This window comes from Kosakonia sp. SOY2 (genome assembly GCF_027109175.1).
Classification (GTDB): Bacteria; Pseudomonadota; Gammaproteobacteria; order Enterobacterales; family Enterobacteriaceae; genus Kosakonia.
The window spans coordinates 2,169,617-2,187,506 of the sequence record NZ_JAPVXH010000001.1 but is presented as its reverse complement, the minus strand read 5'-3'; the positions used below and the strand labels follow the sequence as shown (position 1 = coordinate 2,187,506).

Annotated in this window: 15 protein-coding genes; 4 read left to right on the top strand and 11 right to left on the bottom strand. The window is 55.5% G+C overall.

Annotated elements, in window-relative coordinates:
- Window positions 1–40 precede the first annotated feature (40 nt).
- Both chiP and O3S68_RS10380 read left to right on the top strand, forming a co-directional pair.
- Complete coding sequence (gene chiP / locus O3S68_RS10385) at window positions 41–1,438, top strand: chitoporin ChiP (RefSeq protein WP_020457031.1); 1,398 nt, start codon at window positions 41–43, stop codon at window positions 1,436–1,438.
- Window positions 1,439–1,483: 45 nt separating this feature from the next.
- The gene (locus O3S68_RS10380; RefSeq protein ID WP_269231435.1) at window positions 1,484–4,138 is read left to right on the top strand and encodes a beta-N-acetylhexosaminidase; all 2,655 of its coding nucleotides are present in this window, start codon (window positions 1,484–1,486) and stop codon (window positions 4,136–4,138) included.
- A gap of 116 nt (window positions 4,139–4,254) precedes the next feature.
- Here O3S68_RS10380 and fur read toward each other — a convergent pair whose 3' ends face one another.
- The 4 genes from fur to ybfF all read right to left on the bottom strand — a co-directional run bounded on the left by fur (window position 4,255) and on the right by ybfF (window position 6,874).
- Window positions 4,255–4,701 carry a ferric iron uptake transcriptional regulator gene (fur, locus tag O3S68_RS10375; protein WP_007373881.1) on the bottom strand — a complete coding sequence of 149 codons (447 nt, stop codon included), beginning with the start codon at window positions 4,699–4,701 and terminating at the stop codon, window positions 4,255–4,257.
- Window positions 4,702–4,992: 291 nt separating this feature from the next.
- Complete coding sequence (fldA, locus tag O3S68_RS10370) at window positions 4,993–5,523, bottom strand: flavodoxin FldA (RefSeq protein ID WP_170956365.1); 531 nt, start codon at window positions 5,521–5,523, stop codon at window positions 4,993–4,995.
- Window positions 5,524–5,686: 163 nt separating this feature from the next.
- A complete protein-coding gene (gene ybfE, locus O3S68_RS10365) occupies window positions 5,687–5,968 on the bottom strand; it encodes a LexA regulated protein (protein ID WP_269231434.1) in 282 nt (93 codons plus the stop codon).
- 132 nt (window positions 5,969–6,100) lie between these two features.
- Window positions 6,101–6,874: an esterase gene (gene ybfF / locus O3S68_RS10360; RefSeq protein ID WP_020457034.1), complete on the bottom strand. Its 774-nt coding sequence runs from the start codon at window positions 6,872–6,874 to the stop codon at window positions 6,101–6,103.
- Window positions 6,875–7,056: 182 nt separating this feature from the next.
- On the opposite strand from ybfF, the gene seqA reads away from it, so the two are divergent.
- The gene (gene seqA, locus O3S68_RS10355) at window positions 7,057–7,614 is read left to right on the top strand and encodes a replication initiation negative regulator SeqA (protein ID WP_045509016.1); all 558 of its coding nucleotides are present in this window, start codon (window positions 7,057–7,059) and stop codon (window positions 7,612–7,614) included.
- A gap of 24 nt (window positions 7,615–7,638) precedes the next feature.
- Complete coding sequence (gene pgm, locus O3S68_RS10350) at window positions 7,639–9,279, top strand: phosphoglucomutase (alpha-D-glucose-1,6-bisphosphate-dependent) (protein ID WP_086871560.1); 1,641 nt, start codon at window positions 7,639–7,641, stop codon at window positions 9,277–9,279.
- A gap of 43 nt (window positions 9,280–9,322) precedes the next feature.
- Here pgm and O3S68_RS10345 read toward each other — a convergent pair whose 3' ends face one another.
- From O3S68_RS10345 to kdpF, 7 genes are read right to left on the bottom strand one after another with little or no spacing between them, the layout of a single operon-like run.
- Complete coding sequence (locus tag O3S68_RS10345) at window positions 9,323–9,751, bottom strand: EamA family transporter (protein ID WP_017455922.1); 429 nt, start codon at window positions 9,749–9,751, stop codon at window positions 9,323–9,325.
- Window positions 9,752–9,784: 33 nt separating this feature from the next.
- Window positions 9,785–10,462, bottom strand: coding sequence for a two-component system response regulator KdpE (gene kdpE, locus O3S68_RS10340; RefSeq protein ID WP_045509019.1), 678 nt, complete (start codon window positions 10,460–10,462; stop codon window positions 9,785–9,787).
- Complete coding sequence (gene kdpD, locus O3S68_RS10335) at window positions 10,459–13,146, bottom strand: two-component system sensor histidine kinase KdpD (RefSeq protein ID WP_269231433.1); 2,688 nt, start codon at window positions 13,144–13,146, stop codon at window positions 10,459–10,461. The genes kdpE and kdpD overlap by 4 nt, the downstream gene beginning before the upstream one ends.
- 3 nt (window positions 13,147–13,149) lie before the next feature.
- Entirely contained in the window at window positions 13,150–13,725 is a 576-nt protein-coding gene (gene kdpC / locus O3S68_RS10330; protein WP_269231432.1) for a potassium-transporting ATPase subunit KdpC, read from the bottom strand.
- 13 nt (window positions 13,726–13,738) lie between these two features.
- Window positions 13,739–15,787 carry a potassium-transporting ATPase subunit KdpB gene (kdpB, locus tag O3S68_RS10325; RefSeq protein ID WP_020457042.1) on the bottom strand — a complete coding sequence of 683 codons (2,049 nt, stop codon included), beginning with the start codon at window positions 15,785–15,787 and terminating at the stop codon, window positions 13,739–13,741.
- Window positions 15,788–15,807: 20 nt separating this feature from the next.
- Window positions 15,808–17,484: a potassium-transporting ATPase subunit KdpA gene (gene kdpA / locus O3S68_RS10320; RefSeq protein ID WP_020457043.1), complete on the bottom strand. Its 1,677-nt coding sequence runs from the start codon at window positions 17,482–17,484 to the stop codon at window positions 15,808–15,810.
- Complete coding sequence (gene kdpF, locus O3S68_RS10315; RefSeq protein ID WP_020457044.1) at window positions 17,484–17,573, bottom strand: K(+)-transporting ATPase subunit F; 90 nt, start codon at window positions 17,571–17,573, stop codon at window positions 17,484–17,486. Before kdpF ends, kdpA begins: the two co-directional genes overlap by 1 nt.
- Between the last annotated feature and the right edge of the window lie 317 nt (window positions 17,574–17,890).

The window sequence follows — 17,890 nt, the reverse complement described above, 5'->3', positions numbered from 1 at the left end:
ATCTCCGGCGATTTTTTAATACGTCTAGAAGGAATCACTCATGCGTACGTTTAGTGGCAAACGTAGTACGCTGGCGCTGGCAATCGCCGGTGTCACAGCAATGTCGGGCTGGGTTGTCTCTCCACAGGCTCATGCAGCAGGCTTTATCGATGATTCCACGCTCACCGGCGGTATCTATTACTGGCAGCGTGAACGTGACCGCAAAGATGTTCTGGAAGATAAATACAAAACCAACCTTTCCCACTCAACATGGAACGCGAACCTGGATTTCCAGTCCGGTTACGCCGCCGATATGTTTGGTCTGGATATTGCTGCCTTCACCGCCATCGAGATGGCGGAAAACGGTGACAGCGCGCATCCTAACGAAATCGCTTTCTCCTCCAGCAATAAAGCCTACAAAGAAGACTGGTCAGGTGATAAGAGCGGGGTCAGCCTGTATAAAGCCGCGGCGAAATTTAAATATGGCCCGGTATGGGCGCGCGCGGGTTACATCCAGCCAACCGGCCAGACGCTGTTAGCGCCGCACTGGAGCTTTATGCCAGGCACTTATCAGGGCGCTGAAGCCGGGGCGAATTTTGACTACGGCGATGCCGGGGCGTTGAGTTTCTCCTATATGTGGACCAACGAGTACAAATCGCCGTGGCATATCGAGATGGACAAGTTCTATCAAAACGATAAAAAGACCAAAGTTGATTACCTGCATTCGGTTGGCGCGAAATATGACTTTAAAAACGATCTGATCCTGGAAGCTGCGTTTGGTCAGGCTCAGGGGTATGTCGATCAATATTTCGCAAAAGCCAGCTACAAATTCGATATCGCAGGCAGCCCGCTGAGCACCAGTTACCAGTTCTACGGCACACGCGACAAAGTCAGTAATGGCGGCGTAAACGATATTTATGACGGCACGGCGTGGCTGCAGGCGCTGACATTTGGCTACAAAGTGGGGCAGGTCGATCTGCGTCTGGAAGGAACGTGGGTAAAAGCGGATGGCCAGCAGGGCTACTTCCTGCAACGTATGACGCCGACTTACGCTTCATCCAATGGTCGGCTGGATATCTGGTGGGATAACCGCTCTGACTTTAACGCCAACGGCGAAAAAGCGGTGTTCTTCGGTGCGATGTACGACCTGAAAAACTGGAACCTGCCGGGCTGGACGGTGGGCGCGTCTTACGCTTACGCCTGGGATGCGAAACCCGCAGATATGGCAACGCCAGATGCCTATTACGATCCGAACTACCGCCTGAAAGAGTCTTCTTACAGCCTCGATGCGATTTACACCCTGCAGGAAGGGCGTGCGAAAGGCACGATGTTCAAATTGCACTTCACCCAGTACGACAACCATTCCGACATCCCGAGCTACAGCGGCGGTTATGGCAACATCTTCCAGGATGAGCGCGATGTGAAGTTTATGGTTATCGCACCGTTTACCATTTTCTGATGAGCGCATGCCGGGTTCGGCCCGGCAAACTACAAGGAATACGTAATGAAAACAGTTCGTTTAAGTATGCTCGCCAGTGCCGTACTGGCGATGCTGGGCAGCACTGCGGCGCTGGCGAATCAGAGTACCGTGGATGCTATCAGCCAGTTTCATCTTAACTATGCGGTGAAAGATAATTTCGCCGCGCAACACGGCGTTGACTGCGCGAAACTCGGCGCCGATTGGGCTTCCTGCAACAAAGCGGTGATCACACTGACCAATAATGGCGACGCGGTAACCGACAAAGCGTGGGCCATCTATTTTCACAGCATTCGCCCGGTGCTGGAGGTAGCAAACGATCAGTTCAAAGTGACTCACATTATGGGCGACCTGCATAAGCTGGAACCGACCGACAAATTCACCGGTTTCCCGGCCAGGCAAGCGATAGAGATCCCGATTGTCAATGAATACTGGCAGTTGTTTATCACCGATGTGTTGCCGCGCTGGTACGTCACCGCCGACGGCGCGACGGCGAAAGTCATTGCCAATACGGACACGGAAGATTTATCCCGCTTCGTTACACCGCTTGATAATCAGTGGAAACGCACGCCGGACGACAAAAATATCCTGATGACTGCCGAGGCGCGCTTTGAGAAAAATAGTGATGTGAAAACGCTAAACCTCGCATCGCTACGTGGTCAGATTGTGCCAACACCGCAGCACGTTAACATCCACGGGCAGGATGTCGACCTGAGTAAGGGCGTGAAGCTGGATCTCTCAGTGCTGAGTGCCGATGCACAGGATGCAGTGAAATCGCGTTTTGCATTGCTGGGGGTGAAAGAGGGCAGTTATCCGCTGCGGACTGAAATTGCCAGCAACGTCTTTAGCGGCGATGAGGCGGTTTCTGGCGCGTACCGTCTGCACATTGGCACGAAGGAAACCGTGGTGACCGGCTACGATCAGGCGGGCGTGTTCTACGGTCTGCAATCGCTGCTGTCGCTTGTTCCTGCTACGGGCGAGATGAAGATTGCCGCGCTTGAAGCGAAAGATGCGCCGCGTTTTGACTATCGCGGCATTCAGTTGGATGTCGGTCGCAACTTCCACAGCAAAGCGGCGGTGCTGCGTCTGTTGGATCAGATGTCGGCGTACAAACTCAACAAATTCCATTTCCATCTTACGGATGATGAAGGCTGGCGTATTGAGATCCCCGGCTTGCCGGAACTGACCGATATCGGCAGCAAACGTTGTCATGATTTGAGTGAGAAAACGTGCCTGTTGCCACAGCTGGGCTCCGGGCCGGACAGTAACAACAACGGCAGCGGCCACTTTAGCCGTGCGGATTACATCGAGATCCTCAAATACGCCAAAGCGCGACAGATTGAAGTGATCCCGGAAATCGATATGCCAGCTCATGCGCGTGCAGCGGTGATCGCGATGGAAGCGCGTTACGATCGCCTGATGAAAGCGGGCAAAGAGAAAGAGGCAAATCAATATCGTCTGCTGGATCCGACAGACACCTCGAACACCACTGGTGTGCAGTTCTATAACCGTACCGGCTATCTCAATCCGTGCCTTGATTCGTCGCGTAACTTTGTGGACAAAGTGATTGGCGAAATCCAGCAAATGCATAAAGAAGCCGGGCTGCCGCTGAATACCTGGCATTTTGGCGGTGACGAAGCGAAAAATATCTATCTGGGTACAGGCTATACGGATCAGAAAAAACCGGAAGCGGGCAAAGGCATTATCGATCAGAGCAATCAGGATAAGCCATGGGCGAAATCGCAAGCCTGCCAGGCGATGATCAAAGAGGGCAAAGTTGCCGATGTTGAACATCTCTCCAGCTATTTCGGCGTGGAAGTCAGCAAGCTGGTGAAAGCGCACGGCATTGATACTATGCAGGCGTGGCAGGACGGTTTGAAAGATGCCAAAGACGCGTCGGTGTTCGCCACCGATCATGTCAATGTTAACTTCTGGGATACGCTCTACTGGGGCGGTTTTGATTCGGTGAACGACTGGGCGAACAAAGGCTTCCGTGTTGTCGTCTCCAATCCTGATTACGTGTATCTCGACTTCCCGAATGAGGTCAACCCGGCGGAAAGCGGCTATTACTGGGGCACGCGTTTTAGCGATGAACGTAAGATTTTCAGCTTCGCCCCGGACAACATGCCGCAGAACGCGGAAACCTCGCTCGATCGCGATGGCAACCCGTTTAGCGCGAAGTCCGATAAACCGTGGCCGGGCGCGTATGGCCTTTCCGCGCAGCTGTGGAGCGAAGTGGTGCGCACCGATAACCAGATGGAGTACATGATCTATCCACGTATGGTTTCGGTGGCTGAACGCGCATGGCATCGCGCGGGCTGGGAGCAGGATTACAAAGCCGGACGTGAATACAAAGGCGGCGTGACACATCTGGTGGATGTGAAAGCGCTGGAACGTGACTGGCAACGCTTTGCGAACCTGTTAGGTCATCGCGAACTGGCGAAACTGGATAAGGCCGGGGTTCATTACCGCCTGCCAGTACCGGGCGCGCGCGTGGTCGGTGGAAAACTTGAAGCCAATACCAGCTTCCCTGGCATGGTGGTTGAGTTCTCAACCGACGGCGGCAAAAACTGGCAGCGCTACGACGATAAAGCGCGTCCGCAGGTGAGCGGGGAAGTGCAGGTGCGCACCGCCAGCCCGGACGGTAAACGCTTTAGCCGTGTCGATAGCGTAAAAGCGTAATGTGATGCAGCGATTAAACCCGGCGGCGCGAGCTTGCCGGGTTTTTTCTTTTATTGCCAATGTTGCAGGCAAAAAAAAGCCAACCGTCAGGCTGGCTTTTTAGGTTTCAAAAGCAGTTATTTCGCGTCGTGCGCGTGTTCATCTTCGCGGCAGTCACCTTCGGCGCAGTGGCCGTAAAGGTAAAGACTGTGGTTAGTCAGGCGAATGCCGTGTTTCGCGGCAATTTCACGCTGACGCGCTTCAATGGAGTCATCACTGAATTCAATCACCTTGCCGCAATCGAGGCAGATCAGGTGATCGTGGTGATGCTGCTGAGTCAGTTCAAAAACGGACTTGCCGCCTTCGAAGTTATGACGGGTCACAATCCCGGCGTCGTCAAACTGGTTCAGTACACGGTAAACCGTTGCCAGCCCGATCTCTTCGCCCATGTCGATCAGTCGTTTGTATAAATCTTCCGCACTGACATGATGGTTATCCGGTTCCTGAAGCACTTCAAGGATTTTTAACCGAGGAAGCGTGACTTTCAGGCCGGCCTTCTTTAATGCGGTATTGTTGTCAGTCATGCGGAATCTGTCCTGTTGCTATACGATTCACTTCCTTAGCGGAAGTTATAAGGAATGCACCTGGGGTAATGCGTCTCATTATAGAACTGCCATGGCTGGATGAAAACTGCAAGCCCTCAAGTAAAGTAAGCTTATAAAACGTGGTGTCGCCAGCAAAGTCCTTTGCGACGGCACCCAGTTTAGCAGGGCTCATTGTACAGCGATGGAGAAAAAAGTTAAAAATTTGTAGCAATTATTTCCATTGCTTTTATCTATTAATACGGCGTAACCCACAGATTACGCCGTAGAAAATCAGGCGTTAATGATATCGTCCAGGTGCAGCTCTTCACGAACCTGTTTTACCCATTTCTGTACGCGTTCTGAGGTCATCTCGGGTTGACGGTCTTCGTCAATCGCCAGGCCAACGAAGTGGTCGTCATCCGCGAGACCTTTAGAGGCTTCAAAATGGTAGCCCGCGGTCGGCCAGTGGCCAACGATGGTCGCGCCGCGCGGTTCGATGATATCGCGAATGGTGCCCAGCGCATCGCAGAAGTATTCCGCGTAATCTTCCTGGTCGCCACAGCCGAACAGCGCAACTAATTTACCGTTAAAGTCGATCTCTTCCAGCGTCGGGAAAAAATCATCCCAGTCGCACTGCGCTTCACCATAGTACCAGGTGGGAATGCCGAGCAACAGAATGTCATACCCTTCGATATCTTCTTTGCTGCTCTTGGCAATGTCATGTACGTCGGCAACGTCTTTACCAAGCTGACTCTGAATCATTTTCGCGATGTTTTCGGTGTTACCGGTGTCGCTGCCGAAGAAAATGCCTGTAATTGCCATGAGTAAAATAACCTCTTGAAACTTAATGAGTATGGTGGTGGCGCTACGCCCACAGATAAGGGCAATCATAGCAGAACAGGGAAGCACGCGGAAACTGCTATCGCGTCGGACTGCACTGTATGACACATGAAAGTGTTATTTCGATGATGTTTCGGAGGATTCGCTAGCCGCGCAAAGCTTTCAACTGCGTCAGCAGCATCTCTTCGATAAGCTCGCTGCGGCTCATATCTCGCGCTTCTGCCAGCTCGTTTAACGCATCGACGGCTTCCACGTTGAGTTTTAATTCGACACGCTTAAGCCCACGAACTTTATCGCGTTTTAGCTGATTGCGTTTATTGATGCGCAACTGTTCATCGCGCGAGAGCGGGTTTGTCTTCGGCCGTCCCGGGCGACGCTCATTCGCGAACAGATCTAGTGTCGTACGGTCCGTTTGTTCTTTAGCCATGATCTAAGCATACTACGGGAAAAACAAGCAATAGGGCGGCGCGCCCGGGCTGAATAGCGCGCCATCATACATCAGCACAACGGACACGCCAACGACCGGGCGCGTTGAAACGACCAGTCGCCGCCTTTTTAATCAATTTGTCTTTTCAGCGAGATAGCGACGGATAGCGCGCAAAACCGCATCGGGTTTCTCGGCATGTACCCAATGACCTGCACCTGCAATCACATGTGCTCGCGCCTGCGGGAACTGCGCCAGCAGCGCGTCACGGTAGGCTTCAGTGACGTAAGGGGAGTTTCCCCCGCGAACAAACAGGGCCGGTTTATGCCATGCAGGAATCGTTTCCCAGCCGACAATATGCGGGTATTGATCCCATAACACCGGCACATTGAAACGCCATGCGCCGTCGACAAAGGATTTCAGCAGGAACTGAATGACACCTTCTTCATTTATATGTTCGCGCATCAGAGCCGCGGCTTGCTGGCGAGTGGATGCCCCGGCATCGCTCACCGCATTGATGGCGGCAAAAATTTCGTCATGGCGGCGCACCTGGTAATCCACTGGTGCAATATCAATCGCCACCAGTTGATCAATACGCTCCGGCGCAAGCGCTGTTAACGCCATCACCGCTTTACCGCCCATGGAGTGGCCAATAAAGGTCGCTTTATCGAGCTGATGGGCATCCAGCGTATCCAGCAGATCCTGCGCCATGGCCGGGTAGTTCATTTCTGAAGCGCGTTCTGAAAGACCGTGGTTACGCATATCCACTTGCAACACATCATGATCCTGAACCAGCTCACGGGCGAGCACGCCAAGGTTATCGAGGCTACCAAAAAGACCGTGGACAAGGACGATCGGAGAATTGTTGTGCGGATGTTGCGCAGTTTGCGCGCGCGTATTCAATTTCATGGCAAAGTTCTTTTTTTCACTCATTCGGGTTAGGTTATTATGTTGAACATTCTGCCGCCCGGCCGCAAGGTTAAGAATTACTCTTAGTTTTGCCGCCATCCTGGTTTGACGCTATCCGCTGTTGAGATTTCACTTTATAATCCCAACACTTGTATTCAGATAAGATATCGCACTGGATTAAGATGAAAACGATCGAAGTTGATGATGAGCTCTACAGTTATATTGCCAGCCACACGAAGCACATTGGCGAGAGCGCATCCGACATTTTACGGCGTATGTTAAAATTTTCCGCCGTACCTCAATCATCACAGCCTGCCGCTTCCCTCGCGCCGGTAAAAGAGACGCGTACTGTCAGCACCGTTGAAGGAAGTAAACCGACCAACACCGCCAAAGACAAAGTCCGTGCCGTTCGCGAGCTGCTTCTGTCTGATGAATATGCCGAGCAGAAAAAGGCGGTCAATCGTTTCCTGCTGGTGCTGTCTACACTCTACTTACTGGATGAAAAAGGGTTTACGGAATCCACCGAGTCTCTGCATGGGCGCACCCGCGTATACTTTGCCGCGAACGAGCAAACGCTTTTGCAAAACGGCAATCAAACCAAGCCGAAACAGGTGCCGAACACCCCTTACTGGGTCATCACTAATACCAATACGGGTCGTAAATGCAGCATGATCGAGCACATCATGCAATCAATGCAGTTCCCCGCGGAATTGATTGAAAAAGTTTGCGGCACAATTTAATCCTTGCATTGAAAGGACCAGGCAATGGCTAACCATCCGCGTGCGGGTCAACCTGCACAACAGGGCGATTTAATCAACGTCGCGCAGCTTACTGCGCAGTATTACGTGCTGAAACCGGAAGTCGGAAATTCAGAACATGCGGTGAAGTTCGGAACATCCGGCCACCGTGGCAGCGCAGGTCGCCACAGCTTCAACGAGCAGCATATCCTCGCCATCGCTCAGGCTATCGCCGAAGAGCGTGCGAAAAACGGTATTACCGGCCCGTGCTACGTGGGTAAAGATACCCACGCGCTGTCTGAACCGGCGTTTATCTCTGTGCTGGAAGTGCTGGCAGCCAACGGTGTGGACATTATCGTGCAGGAAAATAACGGCTTTACGCCGACGCCTGCCATCTCAAACGCTATCCTGGTTCACAACAAAAACGGCGGCGCGCAGGCGGACGGTATCGTTATTACGCCGTCGCATAACCCACCGGAAGATGGTGGTATCAAATACAACCCACCCAATGGTGGCCCGGCTGATACCAACGTCACCAAAGTGGTCGAGGATCGCGCTAACGCACTGCTGGCAGATGGCCTGAAAGGCGTAAAACGCATTACGCTGGATGCCGCGCTGGCGTCTGGTCATGTGACGGAAAAAGATCTGGTACAGCCGTTTATTGAAGGGCTGGCGGATATCGTCGATATGGCGGCTATCCAGAAAGCGGGCCTGAAACTGGGTGTTGACCCGCTGGGCGGCTCCGGTATCGAGTACTGGAAACGTATTGCTGAGCACTACAAGCTGGATTTGACCATTGTTAACGATCAGGTCGATCAGACGTTCCGCTTCATGCATCTCGATAAAGATGGCGTTATCCGTATGGATTGCTCCTCCGAGTGTGCCATGGCGGGCTTGCTGGCGCTGCGTGACAAGTTCGATCTGGCCTTCGCCAACGATCCGGACTACGACCGTCACGGCATTGTTACTCCGGCTGGTCTGATGAACCCGAACCACTACCTGGCGGTGGCGATCAACTACCTGTTCCAGCACCGTCCGCAGTGGGGCAAAGACGTTGCCGTTGGTAAAACGCTGGTTTCCTCGGCGATGATCGACCGCGTGGTGAATGACCTGGGTCGTAAGCTGGTGGAAGTCCCGGTCGGCTTTAAATGGTTTGTTGATGGTCTGCACGATGGCAGCTTCGGCTTCGGTGGCGAAGAGAGCGCGGGTGCTTCTTTCCTGCGTTTCGACGGCACCCCGTGGTCAACGGATAAAGACGGCATCATCATGTGCCTGCTGGCTGCGGAAATCACCGCCGTCACCGGGAAAAACCCGCAGCAGCACTACGATGAGCTGGCAGAACGTTTCGGTGCGCCGAGCTACAACCGTTTGCAGGCTTCTGCCTCTTCCGCACAGAAAGCGGCACTGTCTAAGCTTTCCCCGGAAATGGTTAGCGCCAGCACCCTCGCAGGCGATCCGATTACCGCGCGTCTTACTGCGGCACCGGGCAACGGCGCATCCATTGGCGGGCTGAAAGTGATGACCGACAACGGCTGGTTCGCCGCGCGTCCGTCAGGCACCGAAGACGCCTACAAAATCTACTGTGAAAGCTTCCTCGGTGCTGAACACCGTAAGCAGATCGAAAAAGAAGCGGTAGAGATTGTCAGCGAAGTGCTGAAAAACGCCTAAGCGCTGATAAGAAAAGGCTCCCCAGGGAGCCTTTTTACTGCCTTTACCCCAGCGCCACCATCAGCGCACCGGCGGTAATCAACGCCACACCCGCGCCAGAAATGAGAGAAACTTTCTCGCCAAACAGCACCACCGCCAGAATCACCGCAAATACCACGCTGAGCTTATCAATCGGCGCCACGCGCGACACATTCCCGGTTTTGATCGCCATAAAGTAGAACAGCCACGACAGCGCACCGGCTACGCCGCTTAGCACCACAAACAGCAACGCTTTTTTATCGGCGAATACCGTCGAAATCAGCGACAGCTTGCCCTGAACCACCACCACGCCAACCAGAAAAATCGCCATCACCACCGCACGGATGGCGGTGGCGGTATTGGCATCAAGATGTTGTAAACCGATTTTGCCGAAAATGGCCACCAGCGCGGCGGTCAGCGCCGACAGCAAGGCATAAATTAACCAGGCACTCATGATTCCCCTCCCAAAAATCAGAAGGATACGCCGTCAGAGCATAAACCGGTAGCCGATACCTGTTTCCGTCAGTAAATGGCGAGGGCGCGCCGGATCAACCTCCAGCTTTTGCCGCAAATGCCCCATATAAATACGCAGGTAATGGCTGTGTTCCACGGCGTTAGGACCCCAGACCTGGCTAAGCAGCTGACGCTGCGTCAGGACTTTCCCGTGGTTATTGAGCAGCACCGCCAGCAGGCGAAACTCAATCGGTGTGAGATGAAGCTCTTCCTCACCGCGTTGGATGCGGCGGTTAGCCAGATCGACGCGAATATCTGAAAAAGTGACCACCGGCTCATCAGGTGTGGCTGCGGCATGGCGGCGCAGCGCGACGCGCAGGCGCGCCTGCAATTCGCCAATGCCAAACGGCTTGCTGAGATAATCATCGGCACCCGCATCCAGCGCGGCGATCTTGTCGCTCTCTTCAGTACGCGCAGAGAGCACAATCACCGGCATTTTGCTCCACTGGCGCAGATCACGAATAAAATCGAGCCCGTCACCGTCCGGCAACCCTAAATCAAGGATCACCAGATCCGGCTTGCGGGTGGCAGCTTCAATTAACCCGCGCTGCAGTGTTTCTGCTTCATGGACGCGCAGCCCCTCGGCTTCCAGCGCGGTGCGCAGAAAACGGCGGATAGCTTGTTCATCTTCAACAATCAGAACGTTGATCACAGATCCTCAGGTAATTCATCCAGTTGCGGCGGTGTTTCCCGTGGAAGTGTAACACAAAACAGCGCGCCGCCTTGCGGACGGTTGCGGGCAGCGATAGTGCCGCCATGCACCTCAACAATCGCCTGGCAAATCGCCAGCCCCAGCCCAACGCCGGGAATGGCAGACTCTTTGGTTCCGCGGGCAAATTTATCGAAAATCGCCGCTTCCTGACCTGCTGGGATCCCCGGCCCGTTATCCCACACATCCAGCGTTAACTGATCCGGCGTGCTGTGCGCGGTAATGCCGATTTCGGCGCGATGCCCGGCATATTTCACCGCATTTTCCAGCAGATTAATCAACACGCGCTCAAACAACGGGCCGTCAACATGCACCAGCATCAGCGGATCGGGCAGGTCGAGCGCAATATGCTGGCCGCCAAGCCCTGGCTCCAGCGTTCGCAACGCACTACCAATCACCTCTTCAAGAGTCAGCCACTCTTTTTTCAGGTTAAAGCCGCCAGACTGGATGCGCGCCATATCCAGCAAATTGTTCACCAGCCGCGTGGTGTTCAGCACATGCTGGCGGATTTCGTTAGCTTGCGGCGCATGTGCTGAACCTTCGCTCGCCAGATCCAGTGTGAGGATCTCCGCCTGACCAAACAGCACGGTCAGCGGCGTGCGCAGATCGTGAGACAGCGCCGCCAGCAGCGAGTTGCGAATGCTTTCGCGCTCGCTGGCAAGCCGCGCCTGCTCTTCGCTGGTGGCTAATGCCTGGCGCTCCAGCGCGCTGGCGACCAGCAGGGTGAAGGTTTCCAGCAGGCGCTGCTGTTCCGGGATCATTAACTGGCGCAGATTCGCCGGTTCAACAATCAACAAGCCATGGGTTTTTTGATCGCTTTTTAACGGCAAAATTTGATACGGTACGCCGGGCAGCGTATCGGTGCCTGCACCGGCAGGCAGGCCTTTATCAAAGCTCCAGCGGGCGATGGCGTCATCCCACGGCGTCATGCCGTGCGTCTGCGTCACAGCCGCCAGCTGGCCGTGGCTGTCCGGCAGCAGCAGTTTGCTGCGCGCATTAAACGTGGAGTGGATAAAGGTTTCGCTGGTCGCGGCGATATCCTGATTGCTACGTCCAACCGCCAGCGCTTTTGACATCTCATACAGATGACGGGTGCGCTGCTCCCGGTAGCGCGCCACACGCGCCTGGTAACGAACACCGGCCGTCAGGTTGCCTATCACCAGGCCTACCGTCAGCATTACGCCAAAGGTCAGCAGGTACTGCACATCGGACACCGCCAGCGTGCCGCGCGGGGCAATGAAAAAGAGATCGAAGCTGACAACGTTAATTACCGTGGCGAAAGCGGAGGGCCAGCGGCCAAAAAACAGCGCCACCAGCACCACGCCAAGCAGATAGATCATCACCAGGTTGGCGGCATCAAATGCCGTCAGCCACTGCATAGCTATCAGGGTAATGGCGGCGCAAAGCGCAAGCGCGACGAGACAGCCTTTAAGCTGCACGCGAAAGCGATCCATAAACGGGCGAATATCCCCGGCGCGGGCGGGCAGGGGAGTCGGCGCATCTTCCAGCGCGATAATCACCAGGTCGAGATCCGGCGCGCGCCTGGCGAGCCTGTCGGCAAAGGATTCCCGGCTCCACCAGTGGCGTTTGTTGCGTCTGCCAATCAGAATTTTGCCGAGATTATGTTCGCGCGCGTAACGCAAAATGGCGCGGTCTTCCGCCGGATCGGAAAGGGTGGCGGTTTCTGCGCCCAGCTCCTGCGCCAGACGCAGCGAACTTAAAATCGCCCGCCGCTGCGGCTCCGGCAGTTTATGCAACGTTGGGGTTTCGACATATACCGCATGCCAGGCGCTGCCGAGCTTGGCCGCCAGGCGTGCGGCAGTGCGGATCAGCTTCTCATTGCCTGCGCCGTGGCCGACGCAAAGCAAAATCGCATCACGCGTGTGCCAGACTTTTTCTTCGCCCTGGCGGTCGCGCCAGGCGCGCATTTGGTCATCTACCCGATCGGCTGTGCGGCGCAGCGCCAGTTCGCGCAGGGCAATCAGGTTGCCTTTACGGAAGAAGTGCTCAATCGCGCGTTCCGCCTGACCGCCAATATAGACTTTGCCTTCGTGCAGACGCTGGCGCAGGTCATCCGGCGGTAAATCAACCAGCACCACTTCATCGGCACTGTCAAAGAAAGGATCCGGCACCGTTTCGCGCACCTGAATGCCGGTCACGCCACTGACCACATCGTTCAGGCTTTCAAGGTGCTGAACGTTGACGGTGGTAAAAACATCAATTCCCGCTTCCAGCAGCTCTTCGACATCCTGCCAGCGTTTCGGATGACGCGAGCCGGGCGCGTTACTGTGCGCCAGCTCGTCCATCAAAATAAGCGCCGGACGCCGCGCAAGGGCGGCGTCGAGATCAAACTCCTGAATTAAGCGTCCGCGATGGTGAATACGCCGGGCGGGCTGCGTTGCCAGCCCCTCCAGCAGCGCGGCGGTCTCTTTTCGACCGTGGGTTTCCACGACGCCAATCAGAATATCCAGCCCTTGCGCCCGCAGCCGCTGTGCTTCCTGCAGCATCGCAAAGGTTTTCCCCACCCCGGCGCAGGCGCCAAAAAAGACTTTTAGCTTGCCCCGGTGCGCGGTGGCGGCATGCTCCAGCAGGCGGTCGGGATTGGGGCGCAAAGGCTCATCAGTCATGCTTTATTTGTCCTTGAGCGCATCCAGCGCCAGATTAAGTTCCACCACATTCACCACCGGTTGGCCGATAAAATTCACCAGCGGCGTTGACGTGTGCTGCGCCACCAGTTTCGCCACCACCTGCACCGGCAGGTTACGCGCCTGCGCCACCCGCAGGATCTGCCATTCAGCGGCCTGCGGAGATAACTGACCATCAAGGCCGCTGGCCGAGGAGGTGATGAGTTCTACCGGTACATGCGTATCCGCTTGCGGGTTGTCGGCCCGCAGTTGCGCGACGCGCTGCGCCACTTCTTTATCCAGCTCCGGGTTGCTACCCGCCAGGTTACTGCCGCCGGACGCCATAGGATTATAAGGCGCGTCCGCCGTGGCGGAAGGGCGACCATGAAAATATCCCGGCTGGGTAAAATCCTGGCCTAACAGGCGAGAGCCACGCACGTTGTTGCCTTCACGAATAAGTGAGCCGTTGGCCTGATCGTGAAACCACCACTGCCCCAGCGCGGTAGTCAGCAGCGGATAAAGCCCGCCGGTAATCAGGGTAAAGAGTATCAAAAGCAGAAATGCGGGACGTAATAAAGCCATTTTTATCTTCCTCTTACACCAGGCCGAACAGCGTGAGAATAAGGTCGATCGCTTTGATGCCAATAAACGGCACGATCAAACCGCCCAGCCCGTAGATCCACAGGTTGCGACGCAGCATGGCAGAGGCGGTCAGCGGTTTGTAGCTCACCCCTTTCAATGCCAGCGGGATCAGAAACACAATCACCAGCGCGTTAAAAATAACGGCACTCAAAATCGCCGACGCCGGGGAGTGCAGGTGCATCACGTTGAGCATATTCAGTTGCGGATAGGTCGCCGCAAACGCTGCCGGGATAATGGCGAAGTACTTCGCCACATCGTTAGCGATACTGAAGGTGGTCAGCGAACCACGCGTCATCAGCATCTGTTTGCCGATATGCACCACTTCAATCAGCTTGGTGGGGTTGGAATCCAAATCCACCATGTTGCCCGCTTCTTTCGCCGCCTGCGTACCGGAGTTCATCGCGACCGCCACATCCGCCTGCGCAAGCGCAGGAGCGTCGTTGGTGCCATCGCCAGTCATCGCTACCAGCCGGCCTTCTGCCTGATACTGGCGGATCAGCGCCAGTTTGGCTTCCGGTGTCGCTTCGGCCAGAAAATCGTCGACACCCGCTTCAGCGGCAATCGCGGCGGCGGTCAGGCGGTTATCACCGGTGATCATCACCGTTTTAATACCCATTTTGCGTAACTGGGCAAAACGCTCTTTTATGCCGCCTTTGACGATATCTTTCAGCGCAATCACGCCCAGCACTTTTGCCCCTTCGGCAACCACCAGCGGCGTTGCTCCCTGGCGCGCCACGCGTTCGACCAGCGCTTCGACATCAGCCGGGAACTGACCGCCATTCGCTTCGATATGGCGGCGAATGGCATCGACGGAACCTTTGCGGATCATCCGGTCCTGCACGTTAATCCCGCTCATCCGGGTTTGCGCGGTGAACGGCACAAAAGTCGCTTGCAGACTCTGCATGTCGCGCTCGCGCAAGTTAAAGCGCTGTTTCGCCAGAATAACAATACTGCGGCCTTCTGGCGTTTCGTCCGCCAGCGAGGAGAGCTGCGCGGCATCGGCCAGCGTTTTTTCATCCACGCCCCGGGCGGGCAGGAAGTCAGACGCCTGGCGGTTACCCAGCGTGATGGTGCCGGTTTTATCCAGCAATAACACATCGACATCGCCCGCCGCTTCCACCGCGCGACCGCTGGTGGCGATCACGTTTGCCCCCAGCATGCGGCTCATCCCCGCGACACCAATCGCGGAAAGCAGTCCGCCGATAGTGGTTGGGATGAGACATACCAGCAGGGCAACCAGCACGGTGACACTCACCGGCGTGCCGCCGTACACGGAGAAGGGCCACAGCGTTGCCGTTGCCAGCAGGAACACAATCGTCAGCGCCACCAGCAAAATGGTCAGCGCGATTTCGTTCGGCGTTTTACGCCGCTGCGCGCCTTCCACCATCGCGATCATGCGATCGAGGAAGGTTTCACCAGGGTTAACGCTGCACTGGATCACCAGCCAGTCAGAGAGAATGCGCGTACCGCCGGTTACTGAGGCGAAATCGCCGCCGGACTCACGAATCACCGGTGCGGATTCCCCGGTGATCGCGCTCTCATCTACCGACGCGCCGCCTTCGATCACTTCGCCATCGCAGGGGATAATGTCGCCTGCTTCCACCAGCACGATGTCGCCTTTGCGCAGATCTTCCGCCGGAATGTGGTCGATTTGCGCGTCATGCTGCGGGGCGCGAAGTTTGCGGGCAAAGGCGGTCTTTTTCACCCCTTTCAGGCTGTTGGCCTGCGCTTTACTGCGGCCTTCGGCCAGCGCTTCGGCGAAGTTGGCGAACAGAACCGTCACCCACAGCCACACGCTGATCGCGCCGGTGAACCACGCGCTGCCGTCGAGATGACCGGTCGCCATTGCCAGCGCCAGCAGGGTAGTTAACACGCTGCCAATCCAGACAATAAACATTACCGGGTTACGCCACTGCACATGCGGGCTTAACTTGGTCACGGAATCCATCAGCGCCTGGCGAACAAGATTCGGTTCGAAAAGCGCCAGTTGTTTACGACTCATATAACGCGTCTCCGCCACTCTTAAAATTGCAGGTATTCCGCCACCGGGCCAAGCGCCAGGGCTGGAATAAAGGTTAAAGCGCCGACCAGTAACACGGTGCCGATCAGCAGGCCGATAAACAGCGCACCATGCGTTGGCAGCGTGCCGGAGCTGGTCGGTTGAATTTTCTTCGCCACCAGCGAACCGGCAATCGCCATCACCGGCACAATCACACCAAAGCGGCCAAAGAACATGCAAAACGCCAGCAAACAGTTCCAGAACGGCGTATTGGCGCTTAAGCCCGCAAAGGCGCTACCGTTGTTATTGGCGGCAGATGAGACGGCGTACAGCACTTCGCTAAAGCCGTGAATACCGGGGTTGAACATGCCGCTGCGACCGGCGTCGGTCATCATCGCCAGCGCGGTGCCAATCAGCACCAAAGCCGGTGTGACGAGGATCGCCAGCGCGGTCATTTTCATTTCACGCACGTCGATTTTCTTGCCGAGGAATTCAGGTGTGCGGCCAATCATCAGCCCGGCGATAAACACCGCCAGCAGTACAAACAGCAGCATGCCGTAAAGACCCGAACCCACGCCGCCGAACACCACTTCGCCAATCTGCATCAGCCACATCGGGATCATGCCGCCAAGCGCGGTAAACGAGTCATGCATGGCGTTGACTGCGCCGCAAGAGGCCGCGGTGGTGACCACGGCGTACAAGCTGCTGGCCAGAATGCCGAAACGGCTCTCTTTCCCTTCCATATTGATGGCGCTGTCGCCACCGAGCGTCAGGAAGTGCGGGTTACCCTGCAACTCCGCCCACATCACAATCCCGGCGCAGATGACGAAAATAATCGACATTGCCCACAGCAACATATGTCCCTGGCGGCGATCGCCGACCGCATCGCCAAAAGCGAAGCACAGCGCCGCCGGGATCAGGAAGATCGCCAGCATCTGCACAAAATTGGTTAAGGCTGTAGGGTTTTCAAACGGATGCGACGAGTTGGCGTTAAAGAAGCCGCCGCCGTTGGTGCCGAGCATTTTTATCGCTTCTTGCGACGCAACAGGCCCCATCGGCATCAGGTGTTGCACACCTTCCAGCGAGGTATAAGCCTGGTACGGCGAAAAGTTTTGCAGCGCCCCTTGCTGAATAAAAAACAGCGCAATCAGCAGTGCGATGGGCAGCAACAGCCACAGGGTAATGCGCGTGATATCGACCCAGGCGTTACCGAGCGTCTCCATACTGCGACGTGAAAAAGCGCGGATCAGCGCAAAGACCACAGCAATACCCGTCGCGGCGGATAAGAAGTTTTGTACCGTCAGTCCCGCCATCTGGCTGAAATAGCTCAGGGTGCTCTCCCCGGAGTACGCCTGCCAGTTGGTGTTAGAGATAAAGCTGACGGCGGTGTTCAGCGCCAGGTGCCAGGAGAGCCCCGGCAGGTTTTGTGGGTTAAGCGGCAGAATGCCTTGCAGCATCAGCATCGCAAACAGCAGCACCAGGCCGAAGATGTTCAGCCACAAAATCGCCAGTAAATAGTGCCGCCAGTTCATTTCACGGGTATCGATACCAAGCCCGCGCCAGAGGAGGTTTTCCACACCGCGCACGCCGGGCAGCGGCTGCCCGGCGATCATTTTCGCCAGCAGCGAACCGAGCGGGCGCGCGAGGATAAACAATACCAGCAGAAAGCTGGCAATCAGAAGAAACGCCTGAGCGGCCATCAGAAAGCCTCCGCGTTGATCAGGGCATAAACCAGATAGCCCAATAACAGGAAAACCAGCACGATGCCGATTACTACGCCTGCACTCACAATCCACCTCCGGGGTGATTTAACGATGTGCAGAAAAAGTAGAATTTTCGACGCAAAGATTTCGCAAAAATCGGCGGGCGAGGTGTAAAAAAAATATAAAAATCGCGCGGAATGAGCAGGGGGAGTGGTGTTAATGCGGGTTGCCCCTTTCCCCGGGCAACCCTGTTTATCAAATAATCCACAATTTAACTGATGGTTAGTATTAATTTAACCATTTTGTAACTTATTTACCGGCTCAATGTAAATAAAGCCTAAATTGACAAAAAATAGTGGTCGGATGAGTAGTAAAATTACAAACAAAACGGTACTATTTTAAC

Coding starts and splice junctions, on each gene's coding strand:
- chiP (WP_020457031.1), top strand. CDS start 41: ATGCGTACGTTTAGTGGCAAACGTAGTACGCTGGCGCTGGCAATCGCC.
- pgm (WP_086871560.1), top strand. CDS start 7,639: ATGGCTAACCATCCGCGTGCGGGTCAACCTGCACAACAGGGCGATTTA.
- kdpA (WP_020457043.1), bottom strand. CDS start 17,484: ATGGCCGCTCAGGCGTTTCTTCTGATTGCCAGCTTTCTGCTGGTATTG.
- ybfF (WP_020457034.1), bottom strand. CDS start 6,874: ATGAAATTGAATACGCGCGCGCAAACTGCGCAACATCCGCACAACAAT.
- O3S68_RS10345 (WP_017455922.1), bottom strand. CDS start 9,751: ATGAGTGCCTGGTTAATTTATGCCTTGCTGTCGGCGCTGACCGCCGCG.
- seqA (WP_045509016.1), top strand. CDS start 7,057: ATGAAAACGATCGAAGTTGATGATGAGCTCTACAGTTATATTGCCAGC.
- kdpB (WP_020457042.1), bottom strand. CDS start 15,787: ATGAGTCGTAAACAACTGGCGCTTTTCGAACCGAATCTTGTTCGCCAG.
- O3S68_RS10380 (WP_269231435.1), top strand. CDS start 1,484: ATGAAAACAGTTCGTTTAAGTATGCTCGCCAGTGCCGTACTGGCGATG.
- ybfE (WP_269231434.1), bottom strand. CDS start 5,968: ATGGCTAAAGAACAAACGGACCGTACGACACTAGATCTGTTCGCGAAT.
- kdpD (WP_269231433.1), bottom strand. CDS start 13,146: ATGACTGATGAGCCTTTGCGCCCCAATCCCGACCGCCTGCTGGAGCAT.
- fldA (WP_170956365.1), bottom strand. CDS start 5,523: ATGGCAATTACAGGCATTTTCTTCGGCAGCGACACCGGTAACACCGAA.
- fur (WP_007373881.1), bottom strand. CDS start 4,701: ATGACTGACAACAATACCGCATTAAAGAAGGCCGGCCTGAAAGTCACG.
- kdpC (WP_269231432.1), bottom strand. CDS start 13,725: ATGGCTTTATTACGTCCCGCATTTCTGCTTTTGATACTCTTTACCCTG.